24 protein-coding genes are annotated in these 17,119 nt (G+C 56.4%); 2 read left to right on the top strand and 22 right to left on the bottom strand.

Annotated elements, in window-relative coordinates:
• From ACODJP_RS13490 to ACODJP_RS13560, 15 genes are all read right to left on the bottom strand, one after another.
• Positions 1-599 (bottom strand): hypothetical protein (locus tag ACODJP_RS13490; RefSeq protein WP_422482378.1); only part of this gene is annotated, 599 nt, incomplete at its 3' end.
• 224 nt (positions 600-823) lie between these two features.
• Positions 824-1,273, bottom strand: a complete 450-nt coding sequence (locus tag ACODJP_RS13495) for a hypothetical protein (RefSeq protein ID WP_422482379.1) — start codon at positions 1,271-1,273, stop codon at positions 824-826.
• A 5-nt stretch (positions 1,274-1,278) separates the two neighbouring features.
• The gene (locus tag ACODJP_RS13500) at positions 1,279-2,238 is read right to left on the bottom strand and encodes a phage tail tube protein (RefSeq protein WP_422482381.1); all 960 of its coding nucleotides are present in this window, start codon (positions 2,236-2,238) and stop codon (positions 1,279-1,281) included.
• Positions 2,239-2,262: 24 nt separating this feature from the next.
• On the bottom strand, positions 2,263-2,721 hold the full coding sequence (locus ACODJP_RS13505) for a hypothetical protein (RefSeq protein ID WP_422482383.1): 459 nt from the start codon (positions 2,719-2,721) through the stop codon (positions 2,263-2,265).
• Complete coding sequence (locus tag ACODJP_RS13510) at positions 2,718-3,236, bottom strand: hypothetical protein (RefSeq protein WP_422482385.1); 519 nt, start codon at positions 3,234-3,236, stop codon at positions 2,718-2,720. Before ACODJP_RS13510 ends, ACODJP_RS13505 begins: the two co-directional genes overlap by 4 nt.
• 1 nt (position 3,237) lies before the next feature.
• Entirely contained in the window at positions 3,238-3,783 is a 546-nt protein-coding gene (locus ACODJP_RS13515) for a hypothetical protein (protein WP_422482387.1), read from the bottom strand.
• 69 nt (positions 3,784-3,852) lie between these two features.
• Positions 3,853-4,101: a head fiber protein gene (locus ACODJP_RS13520; RefSeq protein WP_422482389.1), complete on the bottom strand. Its 249-nt coding sequence runs from the start codon at positions 4,099-4,101 to the stop codon at positions 3,853-3,855.
• A gap of 12 nt (positions 4,102-4,113) precedes the next feature.
• Complete coding sequence (locus tag ACODJP_RS13525) at positions 4,114-5,316, bottom strand: phage major capsid protein (protein WP_422482391.1); 1,203 nt, start codon at positions 5,314-5,316, stop codon at positions 4,114-4,116.
• An 11-nt stretch (positions 5,317-5,327) separates the two neighbouring features.
• Complete coding sequence (locus ACODJP_RS13530) at positions 5,328-6,056, bottom strand: head maturation protease, ClpP-related (RefSeq protein WP_422482393.1); 729 nt, start codon at positions 6,054-6,056, stop codon at positions 5,328-5,330.
• Complete coding sequence (locus ACODJP_RS13535; protein ID WP_422482395.1) at positions 5,989-7,317, bottom strand: phage portal protein; 1,329 nt, start codon at positions 7,315-7,317, stop codon at positions 5,989-5,991. Before ACODJP_RS13535 ends, ACODJP_RS13530 begins: the two co-directional genes overlap by 68 nt.
• Positions 7,318-7,335: 18 nt before the next feature.
• Positions 7,336-8,937: a terminase large subunit gene (locus ACODJP_RS13540; RefSeq protein ID WP_422482397.1), complete on the bottom strand. Its 1,602-nt coding sequence runs from the start codon at positions 8,935-8,937 to the stop codon at positions 7,336-7,338.
• 71 nt (positions 8,938-9,008) lie between these two features.
• Positions 9,009-9,233: a DUF7678 domain-containing protein gene (locus tag ACODJP_RS13545; protein ID WP_422482399.1), complete on the bottom strand. Its 225-nt coding sequence runs from the start codon at positions 9,231-9,233 to the stop codon at positions 9,009-9,011.
• Between the two features lie 136 nt (positions 9,234-9,369).
• Positions 9,370-9,549, bottom strand: a complete 180-nt coding sequence (locus tag ACODJP_RS13550) for a DUF5049 domain-containing protein (RefSeq protein ID WP_422482401.1) — start codon at positions 9,547-9,549, stop codon at positions 9,370-9,372.
• Positions 9,542-9,988: a gamma-glutamylcyclotransferase family protein gene (locus ACODJP_RS13555; protein ID WP_422482403.1), complete on the bottom strand. Its 447-nt coding sequence runs from the start codon at positions 9,986-9,988 to the stop codon at positions 9,542-9,544. The genes ACODJP_RS13550 and ACODJP_RS13555 overlap by 8 nt, the downstream gene beginning before the upstream one ends.
• An 80-nt stretch (positions 9,989-10,068) precedes the next feature.
• Positions 10,069-10,974, bottom strand: coding sequence for an amidoligase family protein (locus ACODJP_RS13560; protein ID WP_422482405.1), 906 nt, complete (start codon positions 10,972-10,974; stop codon positions 10,069-10,071).
• A gap of 147 nt (positions 10,975-11,121) precedes the next feature.
• Here ACODJP_RS13560 and ACODJP_RS13565 point away from each other — a divergent pair, with 147 nt between their 5' ends.
• Entirely contained in the window at positions 11,122-11,931 is an 810-nt protein-coding gene (locus ACODJP_RS13565) for a hypothetical protein (RefSeq protein ID WP_422482407.1), read from the top strand.
• Here ACODJP_RS13565 and ACODJP_RS13570 read toward each other — a convergent pair.
• The 7 genes from ACODJP_RS13570 to ACODJP_RS13600 all read right to left on the bottom strand — a co-directional run bounded on the left by ACODJP_RS13570 (position 11,888) and on the right by ACODJP_RS13600 (position 16,278).
• Positions 11,888-12,136 carry a DUF4314 domain-containing protein gene (locus tag ACODJP_RS13570; RefSeq protein WP_244771496.1) on the bottom strand — a complete coding sequence of 83 codons (249 nt, stop codon included), beginning with the start codon at positions 12,134-12,136 and terminating at the stop codon, positions 11,888-11,890. The genes ACODJP_RS13565 and ACODJP_RS13570 overlap by 44 nt on opposite strands.
• A gap of 287 nt (positions 12,137-12,423) precedes the next feature.
• Positions 12,424-12,714: a hypothetical protein gene (locus ACODJP_RS13575; RefSeq protein WP_422482409.1), complete on the bottom strand. Its 291-nt coding sequence runs from the start codon at positions 12,712-12,714 to the stop codon at positions 12,424-12,426.
• Positions 12,707-13,018 (bottom strand): hypothetical protein, encoded by a 312-nt coding sequence (locus tag ACODJP_RS13580; protein ID WP_422482411.1) that lies wholly within the window; start codon positions 13,016-13,018, stop codon positions 12,707-12,709. The genes ACODJP_RS13575 and ACODJP_RS13580 overlap by 8 nt, the downstream gene beginning before the upstream one ends.
• Entirely contained in the window at positions 13,015-13,320 is a 306-nt protein-coding gene (locus ACODJP_RS13585) for a hypothetical protein (protein WP_422482412.1), read from the bottom strand. Before ACODJP_RS13585 ends, ACODJP_RS13580 begins: the two co-directional genes overlap by 4 nt.
• Positions 13,313-14,557, bottom strand: coding sequence for a site-specific DNA-methyltransferase (locus ACODJP_RS13590; protein WP_422482414.1), 1,245 nt, complete (start codon positions 14,555-14,557; stop codon positions 13,313-13,315). Before ACODJP_RS13590 ends, ACODJP_RS13585 begins: the two co-directional genes overlap by 8 nt.
• On the bottom strand, positions 14,547-15,710 hold the full coding sequence (gene metK / locus ACODJP_RS13595) for a methionine adenosyltransferase (RefSeq protein WP_422482416.1): 1,164 nt from the start codon (positions 15,708-15,710) through the stop codon (positions 14,547-14,549). Before metK ends, ACODJP_RS13590 begins: the two co-directional genes overlap by 11 nt.
• Before the next feature lie 34 nt (positions 15,711-15,744).
• Positions 15,745-16,278: a P27 family phage terminase small subunit gene (locus ACODJP_RS13600; protein ID WP_353851412.1), complete on the bottom strand. Its 534-nt coding sequence runs from the start codon at positions 16,276-16,278 to the stop codon at positions 15,745-15,747.
• 255 nt (positions 16,279-16,533) lie between these two features.
• On the opposite strand from ACODJP_RS13600, the gene ACODJP_RS13605 reads away from it, so the two are divergent.
• Positions 16,534-16,845: a hypothetical protein gene (locus ACODJP_RS13605; RefSeq protein WP_422482418.1), complete on the top strand. Its 312-nt coding sequence runs from the start codon at positions 16,534-16,536 to the stop codon at positions 16,843-16,845.
• Positions 16,846-17,119: the final 274 nt, after the last annotated feature.

Below are 17,119 nucleotides of genomic sequence, written 5' to 3' on the forward strand. Positions count from 1 at the left end.
TCCCCATCAGCCATCATCGCCGAGTACTCTCCGAGCTTGTCGATCACCTTGTCGACCGCCGCTCCGTGTGCGAGCTCATCGGCGGTGAGGCCATCCAGTTCGATGCCAAGTTTCCTCAGCTCTCCGGTAGCTCCGGTGTACGAATCCAGCAGGTTCATCATCGAGCCGTTGAGGTCCTTGCCGGTCACGTTGGACAGGTACACTGCCGCCTCGGAGATGCTTTCGATTTCGTCGGCACTCTTGCCCAGCGCGGCCAACTGGGCGACCATCGCCTCGATATCGCCCTTGCCCGAGAGCGTCTGGCTGCTCAGCCGCTCGACCACGGCGGTAACCTTCTCATACGAGGTGCTGTCCCCCAGAGCAAGTGCGAGTTGCTTGTAGGATCGTTCGGCAGCGGAGAACTCGGAAAATGTTGCCGATACTGCATTGCCCAAAGCCTTTACTGAAGCGATGATCGCAGTGGCAGCGAAGGCGCCTTTAAGCACTCCACCCAGTTTGGTTGCAGCACCCTTGAGGCTTCCCAGGTCGGCTGCGGCTGATTTGACCGCACCACCGATATCGTTCTGGCCTTTGATGATGACTTTCGCTTGTGCTGCCATACGCGTGTTCCCCTTATGCAATGAAAAAGGCGCCCCATGGACGCCCTGTGATTAGTGTTTCTGTGTCATTTTCTTAGCCTGCTCATGCAAATGCCGCCGATAGTTGAGCTGGATCAGCTTGAGAATCTGCATGCTCATGTACGGCTGGTCCATGAGGCTGCCGGCGAACGGCAAGTGCCTGAAGTCCCCGCTCTCAGAGTCGCAGCATGGCAGATAGATGTCGGTTATGTAGAAGAGCCAGTGGCCGTACTCGCTGTAGAGCTCAGCGCTACGCCTTCCGTTGAAGACCTCGCAGCAGAGGGACGCGATCTGGCGTCGCTCGCGTCCGCACGGGAAAAAAAAGCGGCATGGGTGTATTCGTTGACGACCTTCACCGTCAGATCCAGCGACTCGAACACCAGTGAGGCAACTTCGCGGTTGTCCATCTTCTTTTTGGCATCCGCATCCTCGTAGAAGTTGTGGTCGACCAGGATTGAGGGAAGCAGGTCGCGAAGGAGGGTGAGCGTCTGGTTCTCTCCCTGCTCGGAGGCTTCCTTTAATTTGAGCATCTCCAAGGTGGGTAGCTCCTTGAGCACGATGTATGCCTCATCGTCGGCCTTGAGTCCCACCAGTGTTCCCACTTCAATGCGTACCTTCTGTATGCACGTGTCATAATGTCTTGTCTTGATGAACATGGTTCTTATCCTCCGTAGGGTGTCGAAATCTTGTCGGTGATCACGATGGTGATGGGCTCTTCGGTGCCCACACTGAGAGCCTCGCCTGCAACGGTAGAGCTGAGTATGCCCGTTCCCCCGACATTCGCATCCACCTCGCTGATCGCCACATGCGAGAGGGTGATGGTGATGCTGTGTCCCGCCGAAGGGGAAGAGAAGGTCAGCTGGACAGAAGCGTTCTCCTCGCTGGTCAGATACGAGCTCTTGAGCGTTTCAACCTCGGTGCTGTAGGGGATCTCGAAGTTGATGGTCACAGCTCTCTTTCCATGCTGCGGCCTTCCTGCATACAGGCCTGAGGCATAGGTGCGTGGGGAGCTTTCGAGCGCGTTATCGATCTTCAGCGATGCGCTGGTGATGTCGTATGTTGTGCCGTTGACCGTGAAGGTCGCATTGGTGCACCGGTACGAGGGGATGGAGAAGCTCTTCAGTGCCTCTTCAATGGTTCCGCTCTCCTCGGTGGTCCCCTTGATATCGATGCTGCCCTTCACATAATCGCCGGCCGCGCAATCCAGGCTGAGGGCGCTTATGGTGCAACCCGCATAGCGCTTGATTGCCGCCTTGCGGTCGATGGTGAAGGTGAGGCTGGGAAGTGCCTCGTTCACATCGCAAAGGCCGATGGTGTGGGTGTACGCATCCGTTTCTCCCACCTGGGCGCAGGTGTCTTCTCCCCCCAGGGCGGCGTGCAGGATGAGGCCGGCCGATTCGGGTCGGAGGATGAAGCTCACCGAGCCTTCCACCGTCACCGCCAGAAGATCCCTGCTTGATGCGGTCTTGCTTCCCAGCAGCGAGCCCTCATCACCTTTCTCGACAGCCACCTTGATGCTCTCACTGGTCAGGTCGACCAGTGTTGTGGGACCGGCGGCCTGGGCGAAGGAGCTTTCCTTGCCCGCCTGCAGCCGCGATCCTGTTCCTGTGTAAAATGCCATATGCCGTTCCTCTCTTGTTGGTGTCTAAAATTCTTTGGACCACTGCAAATCAATGCTTGCCTCGATGGCGGTGACCGTCGTGCTTGCGGTTACGGCAGGGTAGTAGTCCATGTCGGTGATGCGCGCGTCCTCGATGAATCCTCCCAGCGTGGGGTCCCCTCGTAGGAGCAGGTACAGGGCTCCATACAGTGCGAATACCCGCTTGACCAGAATCGCGTTGGGCGCGCCCTTACAGAGGAGAAATACGGTTGCGCGCATGGTGGCCAGGTCGCTATGCATCCCCAGCGGCTCGAGGTTCTCATAATCGGGTTGGATGTAGAACATCGTGGGACGTCGCATATTGTCCACATCGGGAAAATCGATCTCAATGTTTTTCTCATCGAAGTGCTCGATGGAAATCCCCTCTTCGCTCTCCTGCAAACCGATCAAATCAGTGGCAATCACCGCCTTGAGCCTTTCGAGCACCTGCATCTCAGTTATCATCGTTTACTCTCCTTTTCAATGCGCGCCACCTCCCGCTCGACCAGCTGATCCAGTTTCGTCTTGAAGGCCGTCGTGCTCAGGTACTTCTTCACCGGAGCGGCCACGAAGTCGCGCTCGGGAAGCTTCACCGAGTGCACGCGCACCCATTTTCCGTCCTTCTGGAATGTGAGGTATCCTCCATCCTTGGCAGTGATCCTCGCTCCCTTGGCCAGGGCGTAGCCGTAGAATACTTTGGTCTCTTGTGAGGAAGCCTTGGCTTCGACAATGACAGCTTTGCCGCTACGGATCACCCGGCGGCTGATGCTCTTGTACAACGCCCCACTTCCTTTGGAGAGCCCGTGGGACTTGTAGGCCTTACGCACCTGGGCTCTTGCGGCCGTGCCGATGCCGCCCAGGATACGTCGCATCGCCTTGTGCCGGTTTGTTCCAAGACCCTCGAGGTAGGAGAGTGCTTCAGCCAGGTCAGTCTCGACCGATATGCTTTCGGTGCTGTACCTTCTTCGTCTTCCCAGCATGTCAAAACCCCAGGATGCGCATACTATCCAGCGGCTGGAGGTACTTGCGGTAGTTGCTGTAGTTGACGAACGTGCGGCTGTTGTCGGCAAAGCTCTTGCCTGTCAGGCCGATGTTCCCCCCGGTCTCGCTGAGCATGAGCGTGGCGATGCGTAGGATCGAGACGACGATCACCGAAGGCATCTGCTCGATTTCCCATCCAGCGGTGTAGCTGAGGCGGATATTGTCTTCCCCGATGGGAAACTTCGTGGCATGGTCGATGAAGCTGATGTAGTCGTCGTAGGTTTTCACCTGCGTGGTATCCATATCGGCCGTTCCTACGGTGAGCGCGCCGACACTAGTGATGTTGCGAGAGGGCAGGTACAGGCGACGAGAGCCCGAGCCTGAGGTGACCACATCGCTATACTCCTGCTGCTTAGGATCAAAACCTAAATACGAGGTCACGATATCCTCGGCCGTAGCAAGGAAGGCGCCCTTGAGCTGCACAGCTTCAACAGAGTCCTCATAGTTGCCGCTGTAGGTGTTGAACATGGCGATGCTGGCAATCATGCGCTTCCTCCTTCATCGAAATGATGGACACCCCGGCGTCTGCCGGGATGCCCCCATAATCGTTTACTATCAGCTGGCCATCAGGCCTGCATTTCTGAGCTTAGCCAGCAGTGCATTGAAATCCACCACCAGGTCCTCGATGGTGGTAGCTGTGCTATCTGCTTGGCTGGTAGCGGCATTGATGCTGCCACTGGGCAGCCCTTCGATGACTGCCGCAGGATCGATGGTGACTTTCGCGGTACCAGCGAGGATGACCTCGCCACCGATGACAGTCTTTTCACCGCCTTGCTCGCGGTAGTTCTTGGTGTTATATGACATCAATTACCTCCCTTAGGCCTTCTGCTGGAGGACCTTGACGGCCTCGCCGAGGATCAGGCGCCCATCCACGCGTTGAGAACCGAGGAACCCCACCTGTCCAGTTGGAGCGAACAGCTCGCCTAGGCGCTTGAAGGTGCGTCCCTGGCGGTCGGCAATCCAGTAGTACGAGAAGTCTCCGAATACCAGTGTTTTTGCTCCAGCTGAGATTTCAGGCATATAGGCTGAGGTCTTTACCGGACGATTGAGGATGGTATCGGGATTGCCTGCAGTGAGTGAGGGCTGCCAAATGTATTGTCCATTGCCGTCCTTGAGCTTGCGAATCGCCTTGATTGTCGAGTCGTTGGTCAGCCATACCGCATTTTTTCGGTATGAAGATCGCAGTGTGTGAAACAGATCAATGACCTCATCACAGCTCAATGCGGTGGCAGAAGCGGCATGTACCCCTACTTGAGCACCTCCGGTGGCCGCAAGGATACCCAGTGGCTTACCCGATCCATCCCCACTAAAGAACGCTGCCTCTTCCTTTGCTCCGATACGGCGAGCGAATTCTCGGGCGATGTACGCTTCGATATCGAACACGCTGTCGTTGATCAGCTCCTCCGAGATTTTAATGATTGTACCTAGCTTGTATGCTCCGATGGTCACCTGGCCGAAGCTATCATCGCTCTCGGGATATGCTCCTTCCTCGTCGATCCATGCGGCTTCTCCCTTGGAGGCCGAGATCGGGATTTTTCGGTCGCCACTGGAGGTGTGGATGATGTGCGCGATCGAACGGAAGATATTTTCTTCGACCAGCGCCTCTACCAGAGTATGTTCAAACTCATCCGGTACGAGATACCCCCCTTCGGTGTCGGTTCCTACCTGCAGTGCATTATAGAGTTCCGCAGTATTCTCCCGACGTCTGAGTTGGTTCCAGAAAGCTTTCTTATATTCATCCGAAGACCGTCCGGTTTTTTTGGTGCCCTTATGGGCACTCTCGGGCCGGCTGGTGATGGGTGAACCCACATGAGCGTTCAGCTCACGCTCGAACGCCTCGATTCGCTCTTGGCGCTCGATCTCGTGGCCTAAATCCACAATTTCGGCTTCCATCCGTTCGTAAGTGGCCCTATCCTCGGCGCTTAGGATGCCCTTGTCGTTGCGCTTCGCATCAAGAAATGCCTTCGCTTGTTCCCAGGTCTTCGCGCGCGTTGCGCGCATGTCGTTGATCTTTCCCATTGTGTCTTCTCCTATTGGGGTTTGATGAGATTCAGTCGTTTCTCGAGCTCGCCAAGGGCGGCTCTGCCTTCCTCAGGTGGCTCCTGGTCTTCTGCGATTGCATATGTTTCGGTGATCTTGTTCATCAGTGAGAGCTGCGAGGTGCGCATCGAGAACGCATACGAGGCCTCATTGGACGCTTTCTTCGCGTCCTCGAGGATCGCATCGGCGAAGCCCAACTCGATGGCCTTCTTTGCGTTCATCCACGTCTCGTTGTCCATCAGGTGACTGATCTTCGCCCGGGTGAGGGTCGTCTTGATCTCGTAGGCGTTGACGATGCTTTCCTTCACCTCATCCAGCATGCCGATGGCCTTTTGCATATCCTGATGGTTGCCATAGGCGAGTGTCATGGGATTGTGGATCATCATGAGCGCGGTGGGCGCCATCAGGACCTTGGTGCCCGCCATCGCGATGACCGAAGCTGCGCTCGCTGCGATCCCGTCGATCTTCACGGTGATAGCTGACGGATAATCCATGAGCATTGCGTAGATGCGACTTGCTGCGATACAATCCCCACCGGGGCTGTTGATCCAGATGGTCACCTCGCCGCTGTCGGCGAATAGCTCGCTTCGGAACTGCTCGGGGGTGACATCATCATCGAACCAGCTCTCCTCGGCGATCGTGCCCGAAAGCTCAAGGATTCTCGCTCTGCCTTCTTCTTCGCTCTGGTTTTTCCATTGCCAGAACTTCTTGTTCTTCATTACTCTCCTCCTGGGATGTGTCCGTATGCGTGTCTGCGAATGCCCCTGCCCGCGAGAGGGGGAGCATGTTTCCGTTGATGAGGTAGAGGTTCCCTCCGTCCTCGTCGGTAATGAGATCCATGTCCTCCAGTGTTCGGATATCGTTGGCACTCATCCAACCGTTCTGGCGCGCGGTGGCATACCCGCCCATGCGGCTCTGGTAATCACCACGCAGCAGACCTTCGACGTTGAAGCGAAAGAAATGCGTCTGCTTCTCATCGGAGGCCAACAGTGCACGCGAAAGTGCCTGCTCCCAGCGGATGACCCACGGGTCGAGAGTGTATTTGACGAACTCCAGCGACTGCTGCTCGATGTTGCTGAACGAGGACTTCTCCAGGTCCCCCACCATGTGAGGGGGGACGCGGAAGATGCGTGCGATCTCGTTGATCTGGAACTTGCGTGTCTGCAAAAACTGCGCCTGCTCGGGCGATATCGAGATGGGGGTGTATTTCATTCCCTCCTCGAGCACCGCAACCTTGTGCGAGTTGGACGAGCCGCCGAATTGGCCTTGCCACGTATCGCGCAGGCGGGAAGGGTCCTTCACCGTTCCCGGGTGCTCCAGCACCCCGCTTGGGGCAGCCCCGTTGGCGAAAAACTTCGCCCCATACTCCTCACAGGCGATAGCCATACCGATGGCATTCTTTGCCATAGCAATCGGCGAGTAGCCCACCAACCCATCAAAGCCGAGTCCCGGTATGTGCAGTACCTCTGAGGCGTCCAGTACCACCGAGTTTCCCTGCATGGTGGGAGCATCTTCGGCGCTGGTGGTGTATTGGTAGTAGAGCTTGCCGTGTTTGTCGCGGTCCACCTGCATGCGGTTGGGCATCAGCGGGTAGAGGGCCGCGACCTGGCCCTTGCCGTTTCGGATGATCTGGGCGTACGCGTTGCCCCAGAGCAAGAGGTGGGTCATCAGCGTCTCGCGGAACACGAAGCTGGTCATCTCCGCATTGGGCTCGCTGTGCAGCAGGGTGTACAGCGGATGATCCTTGGCCTTGTGTTTGCTCGAGTCATCGTCGTGACGGTACAGATGGAGCGGCAGGCCTGCGATCGCTTCGGCAAGGATACGCACGCAGGCATAGACTGCCGTCATCTGCATCGACGATCGTTCGTTCACCGCCTTGCCGGATGTCGATCCTCCGAAGAGAAAACTGTATGAGGACCCGCTGGTCCTGTTTTGCGGCTTGTCACGCGTTCTGGTGACAAGCTTGGATAAGAGTCCCATATGTGTATCTCCTGATTCCTAGATGAAGAGGATGCCTCGATCCTCGTAGACCGATTCGCGCACTTCGTTGCCACACCTGATCGCCCGATCTAGTGCCATGATCGTGGCAACCGCGCCGTCGATCTTCTCGGTAGACTTCTGCTTGTCGGGTTTGATGTTCCCCGCAGGGTCTGTTCGGATGAAGATGTTGTCCATCATCCAGCGGAGCACCGGATGGCCCGCATGTGCGATGCTCTGCCCCAATACCAGCTTCATCAGCTCCTTGGTCGGGGGGCTCATATCTTTGAATCCCTGTCCGAAGGGCACCACCGTGTAGCCCATGCCCTCAAGGTTCTGCACCATCTGCACCGCCCCCCAACGGTCGAACGCGATCTCCCGGATGTTGTATCTCTTGCCGAGCTCGCCGATGAAGGCCTCGATGAAGCCGTAGTGGACCACGTTGCCTTCGGTGGTCTGTACGTGGCCGGTTCGTTCCCATACGTCGTAGGGCACATGATCACGCCTCACACGCAGGCCCAGGCTGTCCTCGGGTATCCAGAACCAGGGAAGGATCACGAATTTGTCATGCTCATTCCTGGGTGGGAATACGAGCACGAACGCAGTGATGTCGGTGGTGCTTGAGAGGTCCAGTCCCCCGTAACAGACCCTGCCCTCGAGCTCCTCGGCATCGACGGGGAAGTTGCACAGGTCCCATTTCTCCATCGGCATCCAGCGAACAGCCTGCTTGACCCATTGGTTGAGCCTGAGCTGACGGAACACATTCTCCTCGCCCGGGTTCTGCCTTGCGCTGTCACAGGCCGCCTTCACCTTCTCGAGGGTGATGGTATGCCCAAGCGACGGGTTGGCTTTCTTCCATGTCTTTGCATCGGTCCAGTCGTCGTCCTCCTCCGAACCGTAGATCACCGGGTAGAAGGTCTTGTCGTGTTTGCGACCTTCGATGATGTCCTTGGCCTTCTGGTGCTGCTCGTAGCAGATGGAATGCTGGTCGGTGCCCGCGGTGGTGATCAGAAAGAAAAGCGGCTGGGCACGCGCATCGCCCGAGCCCTTGGTCATCACGTCAAAGAGCTTTCTATTCGGTTGGGTGTGCAGTTCGTCGAAGACCACCCCATGGATATTGAATCCGTGCTTGGAGTAGGCCTCTGCGCTCAGCACCTGATAAAAGCTGTTGGTCGGCAGGTACACGATGCGCTTGGTGGCGGCGAGGATCTTGACGCGTCGATTCAGCGAGGGACACATGCGCACCATGTCCGCTGCCACCTCGAAGACGATCGAGGCCTGCTGGCGGTCGGCCGCGCATCCGTAGACCTCGGCGCGTTCCTCGAAGTCCCCGCAGGTAAGCAGCAGCGCCACCGCAGCTGCAAGTTCGCTCTTGCCGTTCTTCTTGGGAATCTCGATGTAGGCGGTGTTGAACTGCCGATATCCATCGGTCTTGACGATACCGAACAGGTCGCGGATGATTCTCTCCTGCCAGGGAAGCAGCTTGAAGGGCTTTCCCGCCCAAACCCCCTTGGTGTGGCAGAGGCATTCGATGAACCCAACTGCACGGTCGGCCAGGGTCTTGTCGTAGGTCGATTCCTTTGCCATGAAGGATGTAGGGGTGTATTTCTTCGGTTTCGGCATAACTTATTTCATTCCTCAGGGCAAACAAAAAGGACCCGGCGTGGGTCCCTTCAAGTGGTGGGTACTTGTTGTCAGTTGTATGTTTTCTTCAGGCTCACAAGGGCCTGCCTGGTATCAGTGTCACGTGGCCTGATGTCCCAGCCGCGGTCATAGTTGCATACGACGTTGCCATTCCTCTTGAGCATCAGCTTGGAGATCCTGCCCTCGTCGATCCCGTATTCCGAACCCTCCCCGTACACCTTGATGCAGTACCTGAAAACGCTCTTCCCGATCTCCAAAGTTCCTTCTCTCCACATGCCCTTGCCTCCGTGTCCGTTTTGTTGGTGTATATATCCCTCAATTCGGAAACTATAGCAACCTGTTACAGAGCAATAATTTGAAGAAAAACACTACTGGTGCAGAGTCGGGTATGACACCTTGCGAAGGCTCTTGTCAGCCTTCGCCTGTGAGTATGAAGTGAGCGTATTCCCTTGTGTTGTCCCCATCAAGGTAGTCGACAAGTTCCGTAAGTCCCATCTGGGAGGCGATCCACTGGACCGCCCCCGTGTTGAACATGTTCGTCAGACCACTGTCACGTACCTTGAGGATCTGCTCCTTGATCTGCTCAGGCATCGCCGGCCTCCATCGATTCCATAACCGCCTGCTTGAGGATACCCTCATCGAAGCCGCAGTCGTAGTAACCGTCAAGGATGGTCGAGTAATAGTATGCATCCGGCATCGCCAGTGGAGGTCCTTCGTTCATGACGTAGGCCATCGCCACCAACTCATCCCCGTCCAGGTTCACCATCAGTTTTTTCTTTCGATACAGGTGGGGGTGACCCTCGTAGCGGTCCAAGGCCTTCTCGCACTTCTCGGTGATCTGCCAGAGGAGCACCGGAACACTTGCTCCTCGTTTCATTTCGATGGTGGCCACGCCAGTATGTCGGCCTCCCCGGAATAACAGCTGATAATCGTGCAGTACTGTTGTTCCGATGACTGCGGCATCGGGGCATCGCTCTCCCATCTGTTCGAGGTTCAGATTGCTTCCATAGGCCAGATAGACTTTCTTCATCGTTGTTACACTCCTTCACTTGGTCTTCTACCACCCCAAGGGCGGTCGTCCCGCCCTCAGCTTGCAGATCCGTCGCCCCTTCAGGCGGCAACACGCCTCCTCCACGCGGCACATCCCGAGAGCCGCTTGCACAGGTGCTCTCGGCAGGCCTTGTACTCGTCGCCGATGAAGCCGATGCGGTTGAGGTAGGTGCGCATCGCAAACTTCTCGTTCTCGGCTTGGGGCTTCTTGGTGCTCGCCGAGCTTTGTGAGAGCGCTTGGGTGTTCAGCGCAAGGGCAAGGACGATGTAGCTTCTGACCTCTCCGGCATGGAGGGTGCTGTTGAAACCGCGTAGCTCGACGGTCTTGTGGCCGTGGAAGAAAGAGTGCAGGTTCAAGAAATGGTAGCGGCTTTCGTGGTAGTGTGCGTCCCGGTTTCCCCGGTAGCCTTCGTACCAGATGCTCTCGATCTTGGCGAAGGTGGTCGGCTTGGCTCGGTTCATGGTCGCCACAAGGTGCTCGTCCATCCTCTTGCAGTACCGTGCCCGTGAAGCCTCTATGCCGAGGGCCTTGTAGAACAGGTCGTTTCGGGCGTAGATGATGTTCACAAAGTTTCTGATCGAGCGTGGTGTGTGCGGCTGGCCATCAAGGTGGATGTGGATGCCGCAGGAGCTGTTGGTGAAGGCCCCGGCCTTTCTCAGTGCCCTGATGACCTCCTGCAGGTTCTCGATGTCAGCTTCGTAGGTGAGGATCGGGCTGACCAACTCGACGCTATACAGGCGTGATGCACTCTCTTTGATCCCTCGAGTCTTGGTTTCGCATCGAATGGATCCGTCATAGGTGAACTTCCATGTGCGGCCATCGAAGGTCTTCAGTTCGTAGGTGTCGTAGTAGGAACCACCGTAGAGCAGCTCTCCACCGAGGACCGTCTGGGCAGCCAGGGCTGCGTCCTTGCGGGTGATGCCTGTCATCTCTATCTCGATTCCGAACCGTGTTGTCTTTTCCATGCCGTCTACCTCTCTTTGGTGTGTTTTTCTTCGTACTGTAGTAATCACTCAAAGAGGGATATATAGCAAGTGTATATATGCAAATAAGATACACTAATTTTATATTATGAATGGATCGAATTTTTGTTGCCTTTTTGCGGACCCCGTATGACAATGCATGAGGTTTCCAACCCGGATTCCATACCAGAAACAACCAAGGAGATCCTCTTGAGCAACACCAATTCGATATTCACGATACATGATGTGCCCGTTTTCAGGGCACTGGACAGTATCAGCATGAAAACCTTCCAGCTTCTCATGGGCTGCGGTACGATCGACCCGGTCAATCCATCGCTCTTCGTGCTGGGCCTTGGGGGGACCGAACATCTGTATGAGGCTGACATGCTCGTCCTGGAACTGAGTCCGCTATCAGTGCGAGTGATGGAGGTCGGCAAGGCAGCCCTGGGTGATCTTCCTGCCTTCGAGATGAACCTCGAGCCTCTGTTCGCCCTGATGGGACCGGCTTGTCCGTCCTTGCTGCTCTCGCCTACGATGCTGCCTCCGATGATCGTGGAGAAGCTGTACCATCTGTACTTCCGTTCACGAAACGACGGCTGGCGGCTCCTTGAGGGTGTGAGAAGCTATCCGGGTAACCCGTTCAAACGGGTGAGAAGGGAGCTTGGGGCACGATACAATGCCTCGGGCCCATTGAAGGACCGAAGGCTGGAAAGAGATGAGGCAACGGAACTGGCATTGCAGTTGCTTGAAAAAAGGGCCGTCGATATGGAATGGAAAACCTTCATCCTCTCATGGGGCGACGCTGCCAGCAATGCACTTGATGAGGATCCGTCGACCCTTGTCATGAGCCTTGAGGATTTCCTTTCCCTTTACGACGGGTTACAGACAACCTGCCGTCTCAAGTGGAAAAGGCACACTAGAAGATCTTATGCCGGGGGATCTCCTCACCCGGTTTCCTGACCATGTCGACACCCGGCACCACGCCCAGTGTCGAGCCGGTCTCCCAAGCAACATGCATGGTCCCAATGTCGTCCACCTGGATCACGATTCCCTTGGTCCCCTTGGGTGGGGCTTGCTCGTCATCCATGTGCACCAGCTCAACCGTACATCCCTTTGGGTATTGGAGTTTGAGTACCTCAATTCGTTTCTTGTTCATCTCATCCATGGTGTACCCTCCTTGTCAGGCTGCATTGATTGCCTAGGTTTCCACTAATAGCAAGTCCCATACCCTAAGGTTTTGACAACGCCTCCAAGATAAGGCCGATCTGGCGCAGGTATTGCTTGTAGCGGTGAGCGAAAAGCGGCAGTTCGTTCTCCCCGTAGTACAAAAGCTTGTCGGCATCCGCCTCTGTTATGCAGTACAATCCATTCTGATATGTCCAGTTCAGGGTGGGGAAGGCCGGAATTGTTGGTCCTTCGGGAGCCATCGATACCAGAGTTTGGCGATATGGATCACTGACCTCGACCGTCGGTGTGCTCGTGCAGCCGGTTGAGACGATCAAGACGGCCAGCAGAGTCACCGCTTTCAGGAGGTTCGATCTTTTCAGGTGGTTTTTCTTTGGCGATGGTGGTGACCTTCTGCTGTACTTCATCGATCTTCTCCAATTCCTGTTCTCGTTTCTTCACCGTATCCTGGGCTTGCTGGATATCCTTTTTCAGATCCTTGGTCTTGTGTGCCTGCAATCGTGTGATCCCCAGCAACCCCAGGATGATGAGGATCAGCATCTGCATGATTTCATTCATCGACTTTTCTCTCCATGAACTTTTTGACCAGTGGTTTCCAGAACGCCATGCACGCAGGAAGCTGCAGCAGATAGATCGCAACCGTGTACAGGACCACCAAGTAGGGTGTGTTGTTCAGCCCCCCATCAACGCCTGTTCCCGCAACGATGCGGAAAGTCACATATCCCAGGAGCGCCGAGCAGGCGAGGGCGACCAGCTTGATCTCTGTTTCGCCTGCCCTGTCTTTGCGTAGGCTCTTCTTGTACAGCTCCATCGCAAGGCCCAGGAAAGCTGCGAATGCGAGCAGTATTGCACTGAGCGTCATCCTCTCTCCCCCTTGCCGCCGAGCAGCGACAGGAAGTACTCGTCCATCTTCGCTTCCTGCTCCTCTGATTCCCCGTTGATCTCATGGGTCCTCAGCGACTTGAAGATGACCTTGTCGTTCTCCAGGGCCATGACCAGACCCATCTGGATCCTGGTGATGGTGGTCTTGATCTCCCTCAGGTCCTTTGCATACCCATGGCGGTCGTCGCTTCTCTTTGCCAGGCGGTTGAGCAGCCACAGCACGATGCCTCCCGAGCCGAACAGGCATACCGAGAGAGTGGTGATCAGGGTGAACTCATCCATCCTGGGCCTCCTCGGAGGAGACTTCCTCATAGGTGTATTCCAATCCGTCGCGCTGTACGGTGACCCCGGCTGAGGATCCGGCGAGCTCGATATAGCGTTTGACGATGACATCGCAATACTTCTCATCCAGCTCGATGGTGGCACAGCTCCGTTCAGTCTGCTCACAGGCAACCAACGTGCTGCCGCTGCCGCCGAACGGGTCGAGCACCAGCGTGTTACTCATCGAGGAGTTCATGATCGGGTAGGCCAGGAGGGCCACCGGTTTCATGGTGGGGTGTTCGCCGTTCTTCTTGGGCTTGTCGAATTCCCAGATGGTCGATTCCTTGCGCCCGGTGTACCACAGGTGCTTGCCCTTCTTCTTCCATCCGAAGAGCACCGGCTCGTGCTGCCACTGGTAGGGCGAGCGGCCGAGCACCAGCGACTGCTTTTTCCAGATGCAGGTGCCCGAGAGATAGAAACCCGCCTCACAGAAGGCCTTACGGAAGTTAAGTCCCTCGGTATCGGCATGGAACACATAGATGGAGGCGTCGTCGGCCATGTGCTCTGCGGTGTTCGTGAAGGCATCGAGCAGGAACTGGGCGAAGGCGTCGTTTGCCAGGTTGTCGTTCTTGATCTTGCCGGCCGAGCCCTCATAGTTGACGTTGTAGGGGGGATCGGTGACCACCAGGTTCGCTTTGGATCCTGCCATGAGCAGCTCAAATGTCTCGGCCTTGGTGCTGTCTCCGCATACCAAGCGGTGTCTTCCCAGTTTCCACAGGTCCCCAGTTTTGGTGATCACAGGCTTCTCGAGCTCGGCATTCACATCAAAATCGTCGTCGTGCACGCCCTCGGCTAGCGAATCCTTGAACAGGTCGTCAATCTCAGCCGGATCGAAACCAGTGAGTGAGATGTCGAAATCCTCGCCCTGCAACTCAGTGATGAGCAAGGCTAATTTGTCCTTGTCCCACTCGCCGCTGATCTTGTTCAGTGCAATGTTCAGCGCCTTTTCCTTGTCCTCGGAAAGCTCGACGACTACACAATCAAGATCGGTATGACCAGCATCCTTAAGGACTTTCAACCTCTGGTGGCCCCCTACGACCCGTCCGGTGGTCTTGTTCCAGATCACCGGTTCCACATAGCCGAACTGCTCGATGGAGCGCTTGAGTTTCTCATACTCGGCATCACCGCTCTTGAGATCCTTGCGCGGGTTGTAGTCTGCGGGCAGCAGCTCATCGATGTGTTTCTGTTCAATGGTCATGATCAAGTTCTCCCTTGAGCGCCTCTATATACCGCTCGCTCACCTGTTCCCATGCAAAGAGGGAGTTGCCGAAATGGCCGTAGCAGGAGGTAAGGTTGTATATGGGACTGCGCAGCCCCAACTCCTCGATGATGTCCTTCGGCTTGAGGCTGAAGACCGTGCGGACAGCATCCGCAAGCTGCTCATCGTCGATATTTCCTGTAGCGAAAGTGTGTACATTTACCGCGACAGGTTCGGCCTTTCCGATTGCATACGAGATTGCTACCCCGCAGCGTTTGGCAAGGCCGGCTGAGACGATGTTCTTGGCGATCATGCGTGCCATGTAGGCCCCGCTCCGGTCGACCTTGGTGGGATCCTTGCCGCTGAAGGCGCCCCCTCCGTGGAGGGTCAGCCCCCCGTAGGTGTCCACCATGATCTTGCGTCCGGTAAGGCCGGTATCGGCACCAGGCCCGCCCTCGACGAAACGGCCGGAGGGATTGATGAGGATGCGCGTGTGTGCATCGATGGGGAAGTGGATGAAGGCAGGCTCGAGCACCTTCTCGATGATCTCGGCCTTGAGGCTGTCCAGGTTCTTGTCGCGATCGTGCTGGACCGAGACGATGACGGCGGACACCCTGACGGGCTTGTCATTCTCGTACTCCACCGATACCTGTGCCTTGCCGTCGCTTCGGATTCCCATGATGGTGCCATTTTTCCTGCACTTGTCCAGGATGCTGCAGATGCGGTGCGAGAGCTCGAGCGGCAGCGGGATGGCGGTGGGAGTCTCATCGGTTGCATACCCGTACACCGTACCCTGGTCCCCGGCTCCCAGTTCATCCCCATTACCATCAGCATCCCTGGCCTCCAGGGCGGTGTCGACACCGCCTGCGATGTCCGGGCTCTGGTTGTGCAGGAACACGCTGATGGTGAATTCCTTGGGGTTGTAGCCACACTCTGCAAGGGCGGTCCGTACGGTTTGGCGTATGTTGACCTTGGTGCGGCTGGTGATCTCTCCGGCGACGATGATCCGGCCCTTGGTCGCCATGACCTCGCAGGCCACTCGCGAATATGCATCGCTGCTTAGGCAGGCATCGAGTATCGAATCGGCGATGTAGTCGCACAGCTTGTCGGGATGTCCTTGGCAGACACTCTCGGATGTGAGGTAGTTCTTCATGTTTGAATTCCTTTGGTTGTTTGATTGTTTGGCGTTACCGGCGTGCGGTGAGCAGTCGTTCCATCAGGTCATCCTGAGGGTTCGCTCCTTGGTAGGAGGTGGCGTTGTTCTCCTTAACAATCTGGAAGATCTGGTACCAGATCTGGTTTACCTGTTTCATGTATTCACGGCTCATCGCCACGTACGGAGAAGCAATAGCAGCCCCCGTGGTAGGGTGCTTAGCGAGGAAGCCGTACTCGCTGACTGCCATCTCGCACTGGATCCACCTGGCCACTGCCATCGCGTACTGGTGGATGATCTGGCTGCTGACTAAATTCTCACAGCGTCTGGTCTTGAGCCAATCCCATGTCTCCTGGAAGACCTCTGCAGCATCGAGCTCGATGCCACTCTTCTGGGTGACCGTCATGTAATATTTGACCTCAGGCATGTCCGCGCCCTCGAGCTCGGGAGCCTCGGGCAATTGCACCACGCTGGCCGCTCTGCCTTCGTGGATTTTCTCTGAAAGAGCCTTGGGTTTCCTCCCTGCACCGACGCGGGCACCGCCACGGTTGGTACCGTCTTTTGCCATGTCGCACCGCCTTCGTATGATGAGGGGGTCAATCCCCCGTTTGAATTCCAATTTTTTCGCGTGATTGCCCCTGCCCGTTGTACACCACATATGGTGTAGAGATTCAGGCACCCCTAGGGTTGGCGCTACTAATAGTTACCTTTTAACGTTCCATCGGTCTCTCTGGCGCCCGTGGAGGGCCGAATGGCAGCTGTTGCATAGCGCCATGAGGTTCTCTTCGTCATCGGTGCCACCATATCTGGTGGCAGTGAGATGATGGGCAACCGTCGCTCGTGTAAGGCGTCCCTCTCTCCTGCACAGCTCGCAGAAGGGATGCCCTTCAAGGAATGTTTTCCGGGCCTTCCTCCAAGAGGATCCGTAGCGCTTGTGGGTGCCGGGATCTCGTTGGTTGCGTTCGTAGGTGCTCGCAGCCTCTTTCGCATGCTCCTCGCAGTACCGACCGTCGGTGAGATGTGGACAGCCTGGGTGGCTGCACGGTCGCTTGGGCTTGTAGGGCATGAGGGGTACTCCTTGGGGCAAAAAGAAAGCCCGGGAGGAATTCCCGAGCTCTCGATTGGACTTGTCTGAGTGTACAGTAGCGTGGAACGCGAACTGAGCACAACTGTTATTTTCTGATAATTTAACGATTGGGTTTCATGCATATCGTGAACATTCCAGCGCAGTTCATGCACCCTGTGATAAAGGCACAGCACCGTGTTCGCTTAGTCCCCACAATGGAATCAATCTTGTGGTTGAGTCGTCTCCTTGTTTTGTGTGGTTTAGACTGTGAACGTAACGTAAAAGGCCTCCCCAGCGGTACCCTCGGGCGTTACCTGCCAAGAAGAGCCCTTGTGGCGTGACG

This window comes from Pleomorphochaeta sp. DL1XJH-081 (genome assembly GCF_049310885.1).
Classification (GTDB): domain Bacteria; phylum Spirochaetota; class Spirochaetia; order Sphaerochaetales; family Sphaerochaetaceae; genus CAYZJV01.

Bases quoted from the DNA above. Each gene is read 5' to 3' on its own strand.
- ACODJP_RS13535 (WP_422482395.1), bottom strand. From the start codon at position 7,317: ATGGGACTCTTATCCAAGCTTGTCACCAGAACGCGTGACAAGCCGCAA.
- ACODJP_RS13580 (WP_422482411.1), bottom strand. From the start codon at position 13,018: ATGACGCTCAGTGCAATACTGCTCGCATTCGCAGCTTTCCTGGGCCTT.
- ACODJP_RS13500 (WP_422482381.1), bottom strand. From the start codon at position 2,238: ATGGCATTTTACACAGGAACAGGATCGCGGCTGCAGGCGGGCAAGGAA.
- ACODJP_RS13585 (WP_422482412.1), bottom strand. From the start codon at position 13,320: ATGGATGAGTTCACCCTGATCACCACTCTCTCGGTATGCCTGTTCGGC.
- ACODJP_RS13495 (WP_422482379.1), bottom strand. From the start codon at position 1,273: ATGTTCATCAAGACAAGACATTATGACACGTGCATACAGAAGGTACGC.
- ACODJP_RS13570 (WP_244771496.1), bottom strand. From the start codon at position 12,136: ATGGATGAGATGAACAAGAAACGAATTGAGGTACTCAAACTCCAATAC.
- ACODJP_RS13550 (WP_422482401.1), bottom strand. From the start codon at position 9,549: ATGCCTGAGCAGATCAAGGAGCAGATCCTCAAGGTACGTGACAGTGGT.
- ACODJP_RS13520 (WP_422482389.1), bottom strand. From the start codon at position 4,101: ATGTCATATAACACCAAGAACTACCGCGAGCAAGGCGGTGAAAAGACT.
- ACODJP_RS13560 (WP_422482405.1), bottom strand. From the start codon at position 10,974: ATGGAAAAGACAACACGGTTCGGAATCGAGATAGAGATGACAGGCATC.
- ACODJP_RS13575 (WP_422482409.1), bottom strand. From the start codon at position 12,714: ATGAATGAAATCATGCAGATGCTGATCCTCATCATCCTGGGGTTGCTG.
- ACODJP_RS13555 (WP_422482403.1), bottom strand. From the start codon at position 9,988: ATGAAGAAAGTCTATCTGGCCTATGGAAGCAATCTGAACCTCGAACAG.
- ACODJP_RS13590 (WP_422482414.1), bottom strand. From the start codon at position 14,557: ATGACCATTGAACAGAAACACATCGATGAGCTGCTGCCCGCAGACTAC.
- ACODJP_RS13600 (WP_353851412.1), bottom strand. From the start codon at position 16,278: ATGGCAAAAGACGGTACCAACCGTGGCGGTGCCCGCGTCGGTGCAGGG.
- metK (WP_422482416.1), bottom strand. From the start codon at position 15,710: ATGAAGAACTACCTCACATCCGAGAGTGTCTGCCAAGGACATCCCGAC.
- ACODJP_RS13540 (WP_422482397.1), bottom strand. From the start codon at position 8,937: ATGCCGAAACCGAAGAAATACACCCCTACATCCTTCATGGCAAAGGAA.
- ACODJP_RS13605 (WP_422482418.1), top strand. From the start codon at position 16,534: ATGGGCAACCGTCGCTCGTGTAAGGCGTCCCTCTCTCCTGCACAGCTC.
- ACODJP_RS13515 (WP_422482387.1), bottom strand. From the start codon at position 3,783: ATGATTGCCAGCATCGCCATGTTCAACACCTACAGCGGCAACTATGAG.
- ACODJP_RS13545 (WP_422482399.1), bottom strand. From the start codon at position 9,233: ATGTGGAGAGAAGGAACTTTGGAGATCGGGAAGAGCGTTTTCAGGTAC.
- ACODJP_RS13530 (WP_422482393.1), bottom strand. From the start codon at position 6,056: ATGAAGAACAAGAAGTTCTGGCAATGGAAAAACCAGAGCGAAGAAGAA.
- ACODJP_RS13505 (WP_422482383.1), bottom strand. From the start codon at position 2,721: ATGATAACTGAGATGCAGGTGCTCGAAAGGCTCAAGGCGGTGATTGCC.
- ACODJP_RS13565 (WP_422482407.1), top strand. From the start codon at position 11,122: ATGACAATGCATGAGGTTTCCAACCCGGATTCCATACCAGAAACAACC.
- ACODJP_RS13510 (WP_422482385.1), bottom strand. From the start codon at position 3,236: ATGCTGGGAAGACGAAGAAGGTACAGCACCGAAAGCATATCGGTCGAG.
- ACODJP_RS13525 (WP_422482391.1), bottom strand. From the start codon at position 5,316: ATGGGAAAGATCAACGACATGCGCGCAACGCGCGCGAAGACCTGGGAA.